The 14,133-nt window shown below is 65.4% G+C and carries 13 protein-coding genes; 5 read left to right on the top strand and 8 right to left on the bottom strand.

What is annotated here, in order from left to right:
• Nucleotides 1-47 precede the first annotated feature (47 nt).
• The 3 genes from DBR12_RS07740 to proC all read left to right on the top strand — a co-directional run bounded on the left by DBR12_RS07740 (nucleotide 48) and on the right by proC (nucleotide 3,647).
• Nucleotides 48-812 (top strand): DeoR/GlpR family DNA-binding transcription regulator, encoded by a 765-nt coding sequence (locus DBR12_RS07740; RefSeq protein WP_108616721.1) that lies wholly within the window; start codon nucleotides 48-50, stop codon nucleotides 810-812.
• Between the two features lie 217 nt (nucleotides 813-1,029).
• Nucleotides 1,030-2,523 (top strand): glycerol kinase GlpK, encoded by a 1,494-nt coding sequence (glpK, locus tag DBR12_RS07735; RefSeq protein ID WP_108616720.1) that lies wholly within the window; start codon nucleotides 1,030-1,032, stop codon nucleotides 2,521-2,523.
• A 278-nt stretch (nucleotides 2,524-2,801) separates the two neighbouring features.
• Nucleotides 2,802-3,647, top strand: coding sequence for a pyrroline-5-carboxylate reductase (gene proC / locus DBR12_RS07730; protein WP_108616719.1), 846 nt, complete (start codon nucleotides 2,802-2,804; stop codon nucleotides 3,645-3,647).
• Nucleotides 3,648-3,746: 99 nt separating this feature from the next.
• On the opposite strand, the gene DBR12_RS07725 is transcribed toward proC, so the two are convergent.
• The 8 genes from DBR12_RS07725 to recG form a co-directional block, all read right to left on the bottom strand.
• Nucleotides 3,747-4,490: a VWA domain-containing protein gene (locus tag DBR12_RS07725; RefSeq protein ID WP_108616718.1), complete on the bottom strand. Its 744-nt coding sequence runs from the start codon at nucleotides 4,488-4,490 to the stop codon at nucleotides 3,747-3,749.
• Nucleotides 4,491-4,508: 18 nt separating this feature from the next.
• Complete coding sequence (locus DBR12_RS07720; RefSeq protein WP_108616717.1) at nucleotides 4,509-5,549, bottom strand: hypothetical protein; 1,041 nt, start codon at nucleotides 5,547-5,549, stop codon at nucleotides 4,509-4,511.
• Between the two features lie 77 nt (nucleotides 5,550-5,626).
• On the bottom strand, nucleotides 5,627-6,238 hold the full coding sequence (locus DBR12_RS07715) for a TerD family protein (protein ID WP_108616716.1): 612 nt from the start codon (nucleotides 6,236-6,238) through the stop codon (nucleotides 5,627-5,629).
• 88 nt (nucleotides 6,239-6,326) lie between these two features.
• Complete coding sequence (locus DBR12_RS07710; protein WP_146185495.1) at nucleotides 6,327-7,565, bottom strand: hypothetical protein; 1,239 nt, start codon at nucleotides 7,563-7,565, stop codon at nucleotides 6,327-6,329.
• Between the two features lie 32 nt (nucleotides 7,566-7,597).
• A complete protein-coding gene (gene ubiA, locus DBR12_RS07705; RefSeq protein ID WP_108616714.1) occupies nucleotides 7,598-8,485 on the bottom strand; it encodes a 4-hydroxybenzoate octaprenyltransferase in 888 nt (295 codons plus the stop codon).
• Nucleotides 8,486-8,574: 89 nt separating this feature from the next.
• Nucleotides 8,575-9,075, bottom strand: coding sequence for a Dps family protein (locus tag DBR12_RS07700; RefSeq protein WP_108616713.1), 501 nt, complete (start codon nucleotides 9,073-9,075; stop codon nucleotides 8,575-8,577).
• A gap of 131 nt (nucleotides 9,076-9,206) precedes the next feature.
• Entirely contained in the window at nucleotides 9,207-10,172 is a 966-nt protein-coding gene (locus tag DBR12_RS07695) for a LysR substrate-binding domain-containing protein (protein ID WP_108616712.1), read from the bottom strand.
• A gap of 41 nt (nucleotides 10,173-10,213) precedes the next feature.
• Complete coding sequence (recG, locus tag DBR12_RS07690) at nucleotides 10,214-12,370, bottom strand: ATP-dependent DNA helicase RecG (protein ID WP_108616711.1); 2,157 nt, start codon at nucleotides 12,368-12,370, stop codon at nucleotides 10,214-10,216.
• Nucleotides 12,371-12,470: 100 nt separating this feature from the next.
• Between recG and DBR12_RS07685 the strand changes: the two genes are divergently transcribed.
• Complete coding sequence (locus tag DBR12_RS07685; RefSeq protein WP_108616710.1) at nucleotides 12,471-13,748, top strand: HD-GYP domain-containing protein; 1,278 nt, start codon at nucleotides 12,471-12,473, stop codon at nucleotides 13,746-13,748.
• A 59-nt stretch (nucleotides 13,749-13,807) separates the two neighbouring features.
• Nucleotides 13,808-14,133: PfkB family carbohydrate kinase (locus DBR12_RS07680; RefSeq protein WP_304529311.1), on the top strand; the 326-nt coding region annotated here is incomplete at its 3' end.

Here is a 14,133-nt window from a genome sequence, read left to right as displayed (position 1 = left end):
GCCCCGCCCCAGCAGGCACCCCGAACGCAAACCCCATCTACTAGCCCGTGAACACCAACCCCCGCCAACTGCAACTGCTTGAAGAAGTGCGCACCCGCAAGTCCGCCACCGTGGAACAACTGGCAGATACCCTGGGCGTGACCCTGCAGACCGTGCGCCGCGACGTACAGCGGCTGGCCGAGTCGGGCTTGCTCACGCGCTTTCATGGCGGGGTGCGCGTGCCCAGTTCTACCGTCGAAAACCTGGCCCACACCCAGCGCGAAACCCTGCACGCCGAAGGCAAGGCCCGCATTGCCCGCGCCGTGGCCGAGCAGGTACCGCACAACTGCTCGCTAATCCTGAACATCGGCACCACGACCGAAGCCATCGCCAAAGCCCTGCTGCACCACCGAGGCCTGCGCGTCATCACCAACAACCTGAACGTGGCCGCCATCCTGTGCGGCAACCCCGAGTGCGAGGTCATCGTGGCGGGTGGCGTGGTGCGCGCGCGCGACCGGGGCATCGTGGGCGAGGCTGCGGTAGATTTCATCCGCCAGTTCAAGGTGGACATCGCGCTCATCGGCATCTCGGGCATCGAGCCCGATGGCTCACTGCGCGACTTTGACTACCGAGAGGTGAAAGTGGCCCAAACCATCATCGGCCAGGCCCGCGAGGTGTGGCTGGCCGCTGACCATAGCAAGTTCAACCGTCCAGCGATGGTGCAACTGGCCACGCTGAATCAGATAGGACGGCTGTTCACCGATGCACCGCCGCCCGAGCCTTTTCCCGCGTTGCTGCAAGATGCCGGCGTGATCTGCACCGTAGCAGCATGAACAAGCACAACCCCCTGAGGCGCTTTGCGCCTTCCCCCTTCTCTCGAATTGCGATGCAATTCGGGAAGGGGGACACCGCCAGCGCCCTCAAGCAAAGCGCTGCCTCTGCAGCGGAGCGGCCCTTGCGCGGCGGTCGCTGGCTTTGGCCGTGCGCATCCACCGGGCTGCTCCCCCCATCAAGGCCGACCTCAGTGGCCTGACTTATCTTTTTTCTTCTATGACCTACCTGCTCGCACTCGACCAAGGCACTTCCAGTTCCCGCAGCATCGTTTTTGATGAACGCGGCCACATCGTGGCGCAGGCGCAGCTGGAGCTGCCGCAGATCTACCCCCAACCCGGCTGGGTCGAGCACGACCCGCTGGAAATCTGGCGCACGCAACTGGCCACAGCGCGCGATGCGTTGGCCAAGGCGGGCATTGCCGCGAGTGCCGTGCGCGCTGTGGGCATCACCAACCAGCGCGAAACCACAGTGCTGTGGAACCGCAAGACCGGCCAGCCCGTGCACCACGCCATCGTGTGGCAGGACCGGCGCGCCGAGCCCGCCTGCGCCCAACTGCGCGAACAGGGCCACGCCGCCACCATCCAGGCCAAGACGGGCCTGCTGGTGGATGCCTACTTCTCGGGCACCAAGCTGCAGTGGCTGCTGGACCATGTGCCCGGCGCGCGCGATGCGGCAGAGCGCGGCGAACTGGCCTTTGGCACGGTGGACAGCTGGCTGGTGTGGAAGCTGACCCACGGCCAGGTGCATGTGACGGACGTGAGCAACGCCTCGCGCACCATGCTGTTCAATGTTCACACCAACCAATGGGACGATGAACTGCTGGCGCTGCTGCGCATCCCCAAGGCACTGCTGCCCGAGGTGCTGCCCTCGGCCGCCCACTTTGGCGACACGGCCGCCGACCTGCTGGGCCACCCCATCCGCATCGGCGGCGTGGCAGGCGACCAGCAAAGCGCGCTGTTCGGCCAGGCCTGCTTTACGGCGGGCATGGCCAAGAACACCTATGGCACCGGCTGCTTCATGCTGATGCACACAGGCAACACCTTCCAGACATCGCAAAACGGCCTGCTCACCACCAGCGCAGCACAGGCTTCCAAGCAGCCTGAATTCGCCATGGAAGGCAGCGTTTTCGTGGGCGGTGCCGTGGTGCAGTGGCTGCGCGACGGCCTGCGCGCCATCACCAACAGCAGCGAGGTCGAGTCGCTGGCGCAAAGCGTGCCCGATTCGGGCGGCGTCATGATGGTGCCCGCCTTCACCGGCCTGGGCGCGCCCTACTGGAAGCCCGACGCACGCGGCACCATCACAGGCCTGACACGCGGCACCACCATTGCCCACATTGCCCGCGCCGCACTCGAAAGCATTGCCTACCAAAGCGCCGCCTTGCTGCAGGCCATGAGCCGCGACGCCGTGGCCGCCGGTGGCGCCCCGGTGAGCGAGCTGCGCGTGGACGGCGGCGCGTGTGTGAACGACCTGCTGATGCAGTTCCAGGCCGACCTGCTGGGCATTCCGGTGGTGCGCCCTGCGGTGATTGAGACCACCGCCCTGGGCGCAGCCTACCTGGCGGGGCTGTCCAGCGGCGTGTACGCCAGCACCAGCGAACTCTCCCACCTGTGGCGCGCAGACCGCCGCTTTGTGCCCACGCTGAGCAACAGCCGCGCGCAGGAGCTGATGGCGAACTGGGAACACGCGGTGAGACAAACCACGGCTGCATAGAGTGCATCCCCCTGAGGCGCTGCGCGCCTTCCCCCTTCTCTCGAATGGCTGCGCCATTCGGGAAGGGGGACGCTCCCAGCGCGGCGGGACGGCCCTTGCGCGGGAGCACTGGCATGGGCCGCGCCCAAATCGCAGGTGGGTTAGTGCACCGAACTGAGGGGAAACAGAGTGGATCGGCGCGATTCTGGTGCTGATCTGCCTGCCATCAACTCCCATGCCCACCATGCAACGCGGATACCATCGCATGCCTGCGTTGACCATCATCTATTGCCTGAACCATGAGCACCACCTCTGCACCCGCTTCTGCTTCCACCCTGCCCGTTATCGCCTTCATTGGTGGCGGCAACATGGCCAGCGCCATCATTGGCGGGCTGATCCACCAAGGGCTGCCTGCCTGCCAGATCGAGGTGGTGGAACCCTGGGCCGAAGCGCGCGAGGCGCTGCGCAAGAATTACGGCATTGAAGCCCAGGCCGAAGCGGGCCCCGCCCTGCAGCGCGCAGGCATCGTGGTCTGGGCCGTCAAGCCCCAAACCTTCAAAGACGCCACCGCCCAGGCCAAGGCGCACACGCAAGCAGCGCTGCACCTGAGCGTGGCAGCAGGCATCCGATCCAGCAGCATTGCGCAGTGGCTGGCCACCGAGCGCATCGTGCGCACCATGCCCAACACGCCCGCCCTGGTGGGCAAGGGCATGAGCGCGCTCTACGCCCGCCCGGCCGTCACACCCGCAGAGCGCCAGAGCGTGGAAGCCATCATGGCGTCCACCGGCGAGTTTTTGTGGGCGGAAGAGGAGAAACAGCTCGACGCCGTGACGGCCCTCTCCGGCTCCGGCCCCGCCTATGTCTTCTACTTCCTGGAAGCCATGACCCGCGCAGGCGTGAACCTGGGCCTGAGCGAGCAGCAGGCGCACCAACTGGCGGTGGGCACGTTTGTGGGCGCGTCAGAGCTGGCCCGCCGCTCCGACGAGCCCCCCGCCGTGCTGCGCCAGCGCGTCACCTCCAAGGGCGGCACCACCTATGCGGCGCTGCAGTCCATGGAAAGCGATGGCGTGGCAGCCGCATTCGAGCGGGCCATGCAGGCCGCCTGCCAGCGCGCCGATGAACTGGGCAACGAGTTTGGCAAATAAGCCAGCAAGAATATGCTTCCAATAAGCCGTTTCCGCCCGTCAATCAAGCGCAAGCAGCTATTATTTCAATAGCAATTCAAACAAGGGAAGCCAAACCCCTTACCGCCCGGCCTTCAGCCAGGCCACCAGTTCATCGCTGATGAGCGACTGGTTGATGGCATCGTCCGATTGCTGCACCCACTGGCGCACCTTGTTCACCGCCGTGAAACCCACGTTGCTGAACTTGTCCCCCAGGCCCTGGATGTAGGGGAACTGGGCGGACTGATTGCTCACCCCCAGGAAGTGGAAGTACACGCCATCGCCACGCGCCTGCGAGGCCTTGAGGAGCTCAGTGGTGCGGGCCTCATCGGCGCTTTCGCCGTCGGTCACGAAGAAGATCAGCGTCTGGCGGGGCTTGGCGGCAGGTGCCGGGGTTTCACCGCCGCCAAACAAGCGGCTCAGAAAGCTCTTGGGCTTTTCGGTCATCCACCCGAAATCGGTCAGCACACGCTCGAGCACGTAGGAGTAGTCGGTCGCGCCCATGTAGCCGGGGCAGCCAATGATTTCGCGCTGCACGTAGCCCGCGTAGTTCTTGGCGCTCACATCGGCGGCGTGGTGCACGTTGCGCGGGCCGTTGGAGAAGGTGTAGACCTCCATCTTCTGGTCTGGGTCGAACAGCGCGGCCCAGGGGATCAGGCGCGTGAGCAGGTCGTTCGTCACGCCCTGGCGGTGCTCGTCGTCAAACGATCCCGACACATCCATCACAAAAGCGACGTCCACTTTGGGCAACTCGGTCACGCCCGCCTTGGTCAGGTTGAGCACCAGGGCTTGTTGTGATTTGTTCAGGTCCAGGGTGAGCGCCATGTTCGGTCGTCCGTCAAGTTAAGAGAGGTGGAGCAGGCCCAGCAGGCCTTGCAGTTGCTGCGCCAGGGCGTAGCGTTCGGTGTCATTCAACTGCCGCGCCTGGGTGGCCAGGGCCACTTTTTCCATCCACGCGGGCAGGGCCAGCAGCACGCTGTCCTGGATGCGGTGGATCAACCCATCCAGGCTGTGCTGGCTGCCCTGGCGCAACTGCAGGCCCCCGTGGATGTGCAGCACGGTCTGCGCCAGTGCACTGGCGCGCTGCATCAGAGCGTGGGCACGCGGGTCTGCGGCTGCGTCCAAGGCATCGGCCATGTAGTGCGCGGCCAGGCTCAGCGCCTCCAGCTGTACAGCCAGCGGTGCCAGCTCGCTGCCAATGCCTTGCAGCTCGGCCTGCAGGCTGCGCAGGGAGGGCAAGGCGTCGGCCAGATGCTGGCGCAACTGCGCCAGCTCGCTCTGGCGGGCCTCCAGCAGCGCGGCGGGCCCGGCGTTGCTCTTCCAGAACAGCAGCGGCGACTTGGCGGGCGCAACCCATTCATCGGCAATGCCTTGCAGCAGCGCGTGCAGCCGCGCCACGTGGCGCAGGCTGGTTTGCACGGTGGTGGCTTGGGTGATCTGCAGCGAGGCATCGACCAGCACGCCATAGCGCTGCTGCGCCTCTTCACCCCAGCGGGCGGCCTGTGAGGCGCTCAGGGTGTCCACGATGGTGGCCTGCAGCAGGCGCTGGGCTTGCTGCAGCGCCTCGGGCATTGCGGCTGGAAAACGCTGGGCCAGCGCAGGCAGGCTGACCTCCACACCCCGGCGAATCGTGCCCGGCACCACCGACGGCGGTGCTTTGAGCCCCGCTGGAGACGCACTGGGCGAGGCCATGGGCGCCCCACCCGGCTGCGCGACCACCGTGGTGGACGCTGGGCGCGGGGCTGCTGGCGCAGCAGCGGGCGCCACGCCCGGCGCAATGACCGTGACCCGCAACCCGGCACCACCTGCGGTTGTGCCCCCCTTTGCAGGGGCGGCATCCGCCTGCGGGCTGGCAGGGGCTTGGGTGATGACTTTGGGCTTCATCCAGCAAGAGATAGGGCTTCAAAAGGGACGGCGCAGAACACGGATGCAGAACCTGTGCCGAGCCCTCACCTTGCGGCTCAGGAAAAGTGCGACAGGATGAAGTTGAAATCGCCGTTGAAGCCGCTGCCTGCGGCCAGGTAATGCCAGCCGCTGCCATCCAGCAGCAGGCTGCCCATCTGCACCGCGTTGAAAGGGCCAAATTCGTTGGACAACAGGTACTCGCCCAGCACCAGGCCCTGGTCGTTCTTGATGCGGATGCCCGCGTTTTTCACGGCTGAGAAGTTGGCGCCGCCCGCAGCGTGGATGGTCACGAAGATCGGGATCTCGTTCACGCCCGCTGCGATCTTGCTGCCGTCAATCGACAGGGTTTCATCCACATCCAGGTTCACGCCAGTGCGTACATCGCCTGAGTGGGTGATGCCGCCCTCGGGCGTGGAGAACGAGCCATCGGCGTTCGTGGTCAACACGCCTTGCGGGTTGGTTTTCTTGGCGTTGTAGGTGCTCAGCACCTGGTCAAAACTGGTGACTTTGGCACCACTGCCACCGTTGGCGGCCAGCAGCGCATGGGTGTCCAGGTCGTGCGCCGAATCCCAGGACAGCTCCACGGTGAAGCGTGCAGGCTTGGCCAGGTTCAGCGACAGTTTGGGGGCGGCATCGCCGGGTTTGGAGAGCTTGAGTTCCAGGGCCATGTCAGGTTCCTTCGAAGCAATGTCAGGGGAATATCTGCACCGCCCCGAGCCGCCATGCATTGACAGCCGGTACAGGGCACCGCAGGGGTCAGTATTTCAGGGCTTGATCAGGCCGCAGTTGCTGGCCCACCGCCAGCATGTCCTGGCGGGCCTTGGCAAACATCTCACGGGCCTGGGCAAATTTTTGCTGGTTGTCGGCACGGGCTTGCTCCACCACGCCCACCAGCTGCGCGGTGTCGGCCACGATGGCCTGCAACTGCTGTGCCTGGGCCAGGCGGTTGTCGCCCGGCGCATTGGCGGCCTTGGTCACCACGTCTTTCATCAGCGCCGAGCGCACGCCCGCCAGGTTCTGGTCCAGCGCAGCGCCCTGGTCGGCCAGTTGCTGCACAGACTGGGTGACCAGCGCGCCGTGCAGCGTGAGCAGCATCATCTTGATGCTGGCAAAGCGGCTGGATGCCGTGGTGGTGGTCTCTTGCAGCGTGGCAATGGCCGCGTTTTGCAGTTGCCGGATCACCAACTGGTCGGCAGGCAGGCGGCTGAGCGTGCCTTCGAGCGCCAGCGCGCGCGACTCCAGCGCCTGCAGCTTGTCCTTGAGTTCAGTGACATGGGCCGTGTCTTGAGGGTTGCCGGGCTGGGCGTTCAACTCGGCCTGCGCCACCTGCTCGCGCGCCCGCGCCAGCAACAGCGACAAGAAGGCCACCACCACGACAAAGTCGCTGTAGCGGTCGCGGTACGAGTCCTTGAGCTGCTCCAGCGCGCGGATTTCGGTGTCGAGTTTGTGCTGCTCCTGGCGCAGATCGCCATCCATTTTCTGCACCACATCGACCAGCGTCTTGGTCTTGCCCAGGGCGATGCGGCGGGTTTCCTCCCACACCTCGGCCAGTGCTTTGGCCGCAGCCGCCTTGTTGAACAGGCTGCCGATGCGCGAGAGCAAGGTGGGCTCGGGGTTCAGGATGCGCTGGGCCAGTGCGGGCAGGTCTTCCTTGTCCACCGCCTCCTTCAGGTTCGCGATCAGCTTGAAAATTTTGGGGTCGTTGCCCTGGTCTATGCGCGAGAGAAAGCCATCGAGCGTGCGGTGCAGGGCCGTTTCCACATCACCGCCCAGGGTGACGACCTCGCGCGTGGGCAGGGTCAGAAAATCCACCTGCGAGAGATTTTGCTGTGCCAACTGCATCTGATCGTCCCGCAGGTTGACGGGGAAGTGCGTGGGCAAAGCCGCCACCGCAAACACAGCGGGTTGCGCCACCACAGCATCCTGCACGGCGGGCTGCTGGGCCACAGCGTTGCCACCAATCACGGTCACGGTCCGGGGGGAAGGGGTCGTCATGCGCGTCTCTGGTTCCAAAGCGGGTTGCCAGTTTACTGGCGCAACAGGTAGCTGCCTGCAATGCCCGCAAACACGGTGGCACCCAACCAGTGGTTGATACGAAACGCTTTGAAACAGCCCTCGCGGGTGCGAGTGCGTATCAGCGTGAAGTGCCACACGGCCTGTGCAAGCGCTGCGAAAATAGCTACATAAAAGATAGCGCCTAGCGCTTTATCTGCAAGCGCTGCAGCCCAAATACCTATAAAAAGCAGATAGAACAGCACAATGCCCGCCACATCGAAGCGCCCCAGGGTGATGGCCGAGGTCTTGATACCGATCTTGAGGTCGTCGTCGCGGTCCACCATCGCGTACTCGGTGTCGTAGGCCAGCACCCAGAACAGGTTGCCCAGCCACATCCACCATGCCACGGCAGGCACCTGACCCTGCACCGCAGCAAAGGCGATGACGATACCGAAGTTGAACGCAATACCCAGCACCGCCTGGGGCATGGAGATGACCCGCTTGGAAAACGGGTAGGCAATCGCCACCAGCACGGCGGGCACCGACCACAGGATGGCGGCGGTGTTGGTGGTGAGCACCAGGCCAAACGACACCAGAGCCAGCACAGCCCCCAACCCCAGCGCCTCTTTCACCGACACGGCACCGGTCGTGACCGGGCGCTGCGCAGTGCGCTTGACGTGTTTGTCGAAGTCGCGGTCGGCCACATCGTTCACGCAGCAGCCTGCGCTGCGCATGAGGAAAGTGCCCAGCACAAACACCGCTAGCAAGTGCCAGCCTGGAAATCCATCGGCTGCGACCCACAGCGCAGACAGCGTGGGCCACAGACACACCAGCCAGCCTGCGGGCCGGTCCCAGCGGATGAGGTCTAGGTAGAGCGAGAAACGGCTGCGGGGGGCGGGGGGATTGACGGTAGCGGTCATGGAGCGGGATTTTCGCCCATGCCCGGCGCGGACATGAAAAACGCCCGGAGCCTTTCGGCCACCGGGCGTTTGCATCACAAAGTGAGGGCTTATTCCTCAAGCAGCGAGCGCAGCATCCACGCCGTTTGCTCGTGCACCGTCAGGCGCTGGGTCAGCAGGTCGGCCGTGGGCTCGTCGCTGGCCTTGTCGGCCAGGGGGAACAGGCTGCGCGCGGTGCGGGCCACGGCCTCATGGCCCTCGACCAGCACACGCACCATCTCCAGCGCCTTGGGCGGCTTGGCAGGCGCATCGGGCACGGTGGCGAGCTTGCCGAACTCTGCATACGAGCCCGGTGCCACGTGGCCCAGCGAGCGGATGCGCTCGGCAATCGGGTCCACGGCATTCCACAGCTCGGTGTACTGCGCCATGAACATGGTGTGCAGCGTGTTGAACATGGGGCCCGTCACGTTCCAGTGGAAGTTGTGGGTGGTGAGGTACAGCGTGTAGGTGTCCGCCAGCAGGCGCGACAGGCCCTGGGCGATGGCAGCGCGGTCCTTGTCGCTGATACCGATGTTGATGCTGGGGGCGGAGGATTTGGAAATTTTTGCCATGGGGATTCCTCAGAGGTTGGATGAATGTCCGGTCCACGGGGACATGCGAACACTGTAGCGCAGGGTGCGCCTCGCGCGCGTCAGACAACACCTGCAGATGCCGCAAGAACCCTTGGTCTGCGCTTCTGGCATCAGGACAGGCGGGTCACACCCGGCAGTTCGCAGGCATAGATAGCGTTGCGCAGGGCAGCAATGGCTTCGTAGCGCGTAAAGCTGCGGCGCCAGGCCAGCACCACGCGGCGCATGGGTGGGGGGCTGCCATCCTCCTCACGAATGGGCAGGTAGCGGATGTAGGTCTCGTCGCTCTTGCGGCGGCGTGACACGGTGAGCAGCGCATCGCGCGGCACCGACAGGCGGGGCACCAGCGTCACGCCCATGCCCGCGGCCACCATGTGCTTGATGGTCTCCAGCGACGAGCCCTCGAACGACTTGCGAATGCCCTCGGCATTGCTGGCAAAGCGCGCGAACTCGGGGCAGACCTCCAGCACATGGTCGCGAAAGCAGTGGCCAGCGCCCAGCAGCAGCATGGTCTCGCTTTTCAACTCAGCCGCCGTGACCGAGCGCTGCGCCGCCAGCGCATGGGTGCTGGGCACGGCCGCCATGAAGGGCTCGTCGTACAGCGGCGCCATGGCCAGGCCGGTGTCAGGGAACGGCTCGGCCAGGATCGCGCAGTCGATCTCGCCCGTACGCAGCATCTCCAGCAGCTTGACGGTGAAGTTCTCCTGCAGCATCAGCGGCATCTGCGGCGTGCGCGTGATGGATTGGCGCACCAGCTCGGGCAGCAGATAGGGCCCGATGGTGTAGATCACGCCCAGCGTGAGCGGCCCGGCCAGCGGGTCCTTGCCACGCTTGGCAATTTCCTTGATGGCCGCCGCCTGCTCCAGCACGCTCTGCGCCTGGCGCACGATGTCCTCGCCCAGAGGCGTCACCGTGACCTCGCCCGCGCTGCGCTCGAACAGCTTCACGTCAAGCTCTTCTTCCAGCTTTTTGATGGCCACCGAGAGCGTGGGCTGCGACACATAGCAAGCATCGGCCGCATGGCCAAAGTGCTTTTCGCGCGCCACCGCAACGATGTACTTGAGTTCGGTGAGGGTCATGGTGTGTTCCTGCGGGCCACGTCAGCGTGGGTCTGAGCGTCTCATGCCTTGAGATAGTCCGATTTTCCACCCAACCAGCGCGCCACGTGTTTTGCGGCCAGGTCAGGATACCGGTCCAGCATCTGCGGCGCCAGCTCGCGCGCCCATTCGAGCAGGTGGGTGTCGGTGGCCAGGTCGGCAAAGCGCAGCAGCGCGTCGCCCGACTGGCGGGCGCCCAGAAACTCGCCGGGGCCCCGGATCTCCAGGTCGCGCCGGGCGATCTCGAAGCCGTCGTTGGTCTCGGCCATGGCGCGCAGGCGCTCCTTGGCAGTTTCGCCCACGCGGCCGCTGTCGTTGGTGGCATACAGCAGCACGCAGGCCGACGCCGCCGCGCCCCGCCCTACCCGGCCGCGCAGCTGGTGCAGTTGCGAGAGGCCAAAACGCTCGGCATGTTCGATGACCATGAGCGAGGCGTTGGGCACGTCCACGCCCACTTCGATCACGGTCGTGCTGACCAGCACGCCCATCTGGCCGCTGGTAAAGAGCGCCATCACCGCCTTTTTCTCGGCGGTGGGCATGCGCGAGTGCAGCAGGCCCACCATCACGCCCGGCAAGGCCTCGCTCAGGTCGGCGTGGGTGGCGGTGGCATTGCTCAGGTCCAGCGCCTCGCTTTCTTCGATCAGCGGGCACACCCAGTACACCTGCCGCCCGGCCTCGACCTGCGCGCCGATGCGTTCGATCACCTCGTCCTTGCGGCTGTCGGCAATCAGCTTGGTGACGATGGGGGTGCGGCCGGGGGGCAGCTCGTCGATGACGGACACATCGAGGTCGGCGTAGTAGCTCATGGCCAAGGTGCGCGGAATGGGCGTGGCACTCATCATCAACATGTGCGGCTCCATACCGTGCGCAGCGAGCTTCTGCCGCAAGGCCAGCCGCTGCGCCACGCCAAAGCGGTGCTGCTCGTCGATGATGGCCAGCGCCAGGTTCTTGAACTGCACCTGCTCCTGGATCACGGCATGGGTGCCCACCACCAGCGCCGCCTCGCCGCTGGCTACCATCTCCAGCATGGCGGTGCGGTCCTTTTTCTTCTGCCCACCCACCAGCCAGGCCACCTTGCGGCCGCGCGCGGCCAGCAGGGGTTCGAGCCAGCCAATCATCTTTGCGAAATGCTGCTCGGCCAGGATTTCTGTGGGCGCCATCAGCGCGCACTGCCAGCCCGCGTCCATGGCCAGGCAGGCGGCCAGGGCCGAGACCACGGTTTTGCCCGAGCCGACATCACCCTGCAGCAAACGGTGCATGGGTACCTGGCGCGCCAGGTCGGCCGCAATCTCCTCGCCCACGCGGCGCTGTGCGGCGGTGAGGCTGAAGGGCAGCACGGCCAAAAGCTGCTCGTGCAGGGGCCATGCGCCACCCTTGACAGGCTGCGGGTGCAGCACCGGGGCGCGCAGCCTGTCGCGTTCACGCCGCGACTGGTACTGCGATAGCTGCTGGGCCAGCAGCTCCTCGGCCTTGAGGCGCTGCCAGGCGGGATGGCTGTGGTCCTCCAGCGTAGACAGCGCCACATCGGGTGTGGGGTGGTGCAAAAATATGAGCGCCTCACGCAAGCTGAACGCGCGGTGGAGGCCATTTTGACCATGAAAACGCGCCCAGGGCGGCTCGGTGCCGGGTGGCAGCGTATCCGACAGATCCACCCGCGCCAGCGCGCTGACCACGGCGCGTCGCAGGTAGGGCTGGGGCAGACCGGCCGTGGTGGGATAGACGGGCGTGAGCGCAGCTGGCAGCTCGCCACCTGCCACGCGGAAGGCCGGGTGCAGCATCTGCCGCCCCCAGAAGCCGCCCTTGACCTCGCCCCGAATGCGCAGGCGAGCGCCCACTGCCATCGTCTTCTGGTGCGAGGGGTAGAAGCTGAAGAAGCGCAGCTCGCAGCTGCCGCTGCCGTCCTCCACCTGCACCACCAGTTGGCGGCGCGGGCGCAGCTGCACCTCACTGGCCACAACGGTGGCTTCGATCTGGGCCACCTGCCCATCGCGGGCGCTGGCCAGCGGAATGATGCGCGTTTCGTCTTCGTAGCGCAGGGGCAGGTGCAGTGCCAGGTCGATGTCGCGGCGCAGCCCGATTTTTTGCAGTGCCTTTTGCGCCACCGATGCCCCACCTTTGGCCCCAGCTGGGGCCGCAGATGCCTTGGCGCTAGGGGAAACTCTGGGGGCTGCAGACGGCATGTAACGGGTTTTACGAACGACAGGAGCGGAGCAAAAAGGCTAACATGGTTACTGTTAGTCACGCCCAAGGACGGGCGGTTTTTCCGAATCCAGACACAACATGCTCAAGCGCATCCAAATCCAACACCTGACCCTGGGCATGTACTTGCACGAGTTCTGCGGGTCCTGGATGGAGCATCCGTTCTGGCGCGCCAAGTTTGTGCTCAGAGACCCCAAGGACCTGGAACGCATCCAGGCCACCGCCATTCACGAATGCTGGATCGACACCTCCAAAGGCCTGGATGTCGCCAACGGCACCACATCGGTGTCGCGCGAAGAGGTGGATGCCAAGATTGAAACCGACTTCAGCCGACTGGAAGACCTGCCCCCCATCCAGGTGAGCCTGCCGGTACCGCCCCCCCCGGTGCGCAATCGCACCCCCACCGACATGCAGGGCGAACTCAAGATGGCGGCAGACATCTGCGGCAGATCCAAGGAAGCCGTGGTATCGATGTTCAACGAGGCCCGCATGGGCCGTGCGGTGGACTCGGTGGGGGCGCAAAGCCTTGTGGAGGAGATCTCCGACTCCGTCACCCGCAACCCTGGCGCGCTGATCAGCCTGGCGCGTCTGAAGACAGCCGACGACTACACCTACATGCACTCGGTGGCCGTGTGTGCACTGATGGTGGCACTGGCTCGCCAGCTCAAGCTCAACGACGAGCAGACCCGCCTGGCGGGCATGGCGGGTCTGCTGCACGACCTGGGCAAGGCAGCGATTCCGCTGGCTGTGCTCAACAAACCCGGCAAGCTCACCGACCAGGAGTTCACCGTGGTGCGCAGCCACCCGGTGGAGGGCTACAACATGCTCAAGGAAGGCGGTAACGTGCCCGACGCCGTGCTGGACGCATGTCTGCACCACCATGAAAAGATCGACGGCTCCGGCTACCCCGACAAACTCAAGGGCGACGGCATCAGCGTGATCGCCCGCATGACGGCCATTTGTGATGTGTACGACGCCGTCACGTCCGACCGGCCCTACAAGCGCGGCTGGGACCCCGCTGAATCGCTGCGCCGCATGGCCGAGTGGACCAAGGACCATTTCGACGAGCGCATCTTTCAAGCCTTTGTCAAAAGCATCGGCATCTACCCTGTGGGCTCGCTGGTACGGCTGACCTCCGGGCGCATAGGCGTGGTCACCGAACAAACCCCCACGGCCCTCACCACGCCCATCGTCAAGGTGTTCTTCTCGACCAAGTCAGACCTGCGCATCCCCCCTGAGCTGGTGGACCTGGCCGCCCCCGGCTGCAACGAAAAAATCGTGGCACGCGAAGACCCCGAAAAGTGGCGTTTCCCAGACATCAACGAACTCTGGTCAGGGTTTTCGGACAAGGCTTGGTAGCCCGGCCTGGCTGATATGACAGCAGCACCTTCATCTCTGCCATGCCCCCCACTCCCTCCGTGCCGGCCCTGATCACCCTGACCCTGAACCCCGCGCTCGACCTGGCGACCACCACCGCCCGTGTCGCCCCCACCCACAAGCTGCGCTGCGGCCCGGTGCAGCGTTTTGCAGGCGGTGGCGGCATCAACGTGGCCCGCGTGCTGCATCGGCTGGGGGCCGACGTGATGGCCTGGGCTGTGGCGGGAGGAGCAGCGGGCGCGCAGGTGCAGCAGTTGCTCGCCGACGAAGGGGTGCCCACTGAACTGCGCCCCATTGCGGGCGACACGCGCGAGAACTTCTCGGTCGTCGAGACCACAACGGGCCAGGAGTTTCGATTCGTGCTGCC

Origin of the sequence: Acidovorax sp. HMWF029 (assembly GCF_003060895.1) — a bacterium.
GTDB lineage: Bacteria > Pseudomonadota > Gammaproteobacteria > Burkholderiales > Burkholderiaceae_C > Acidovorax.
Note: the sequence above shows the minus strand (reverse complement) of the source record. Positions and strands in the feature narration are given on the sequence as shown.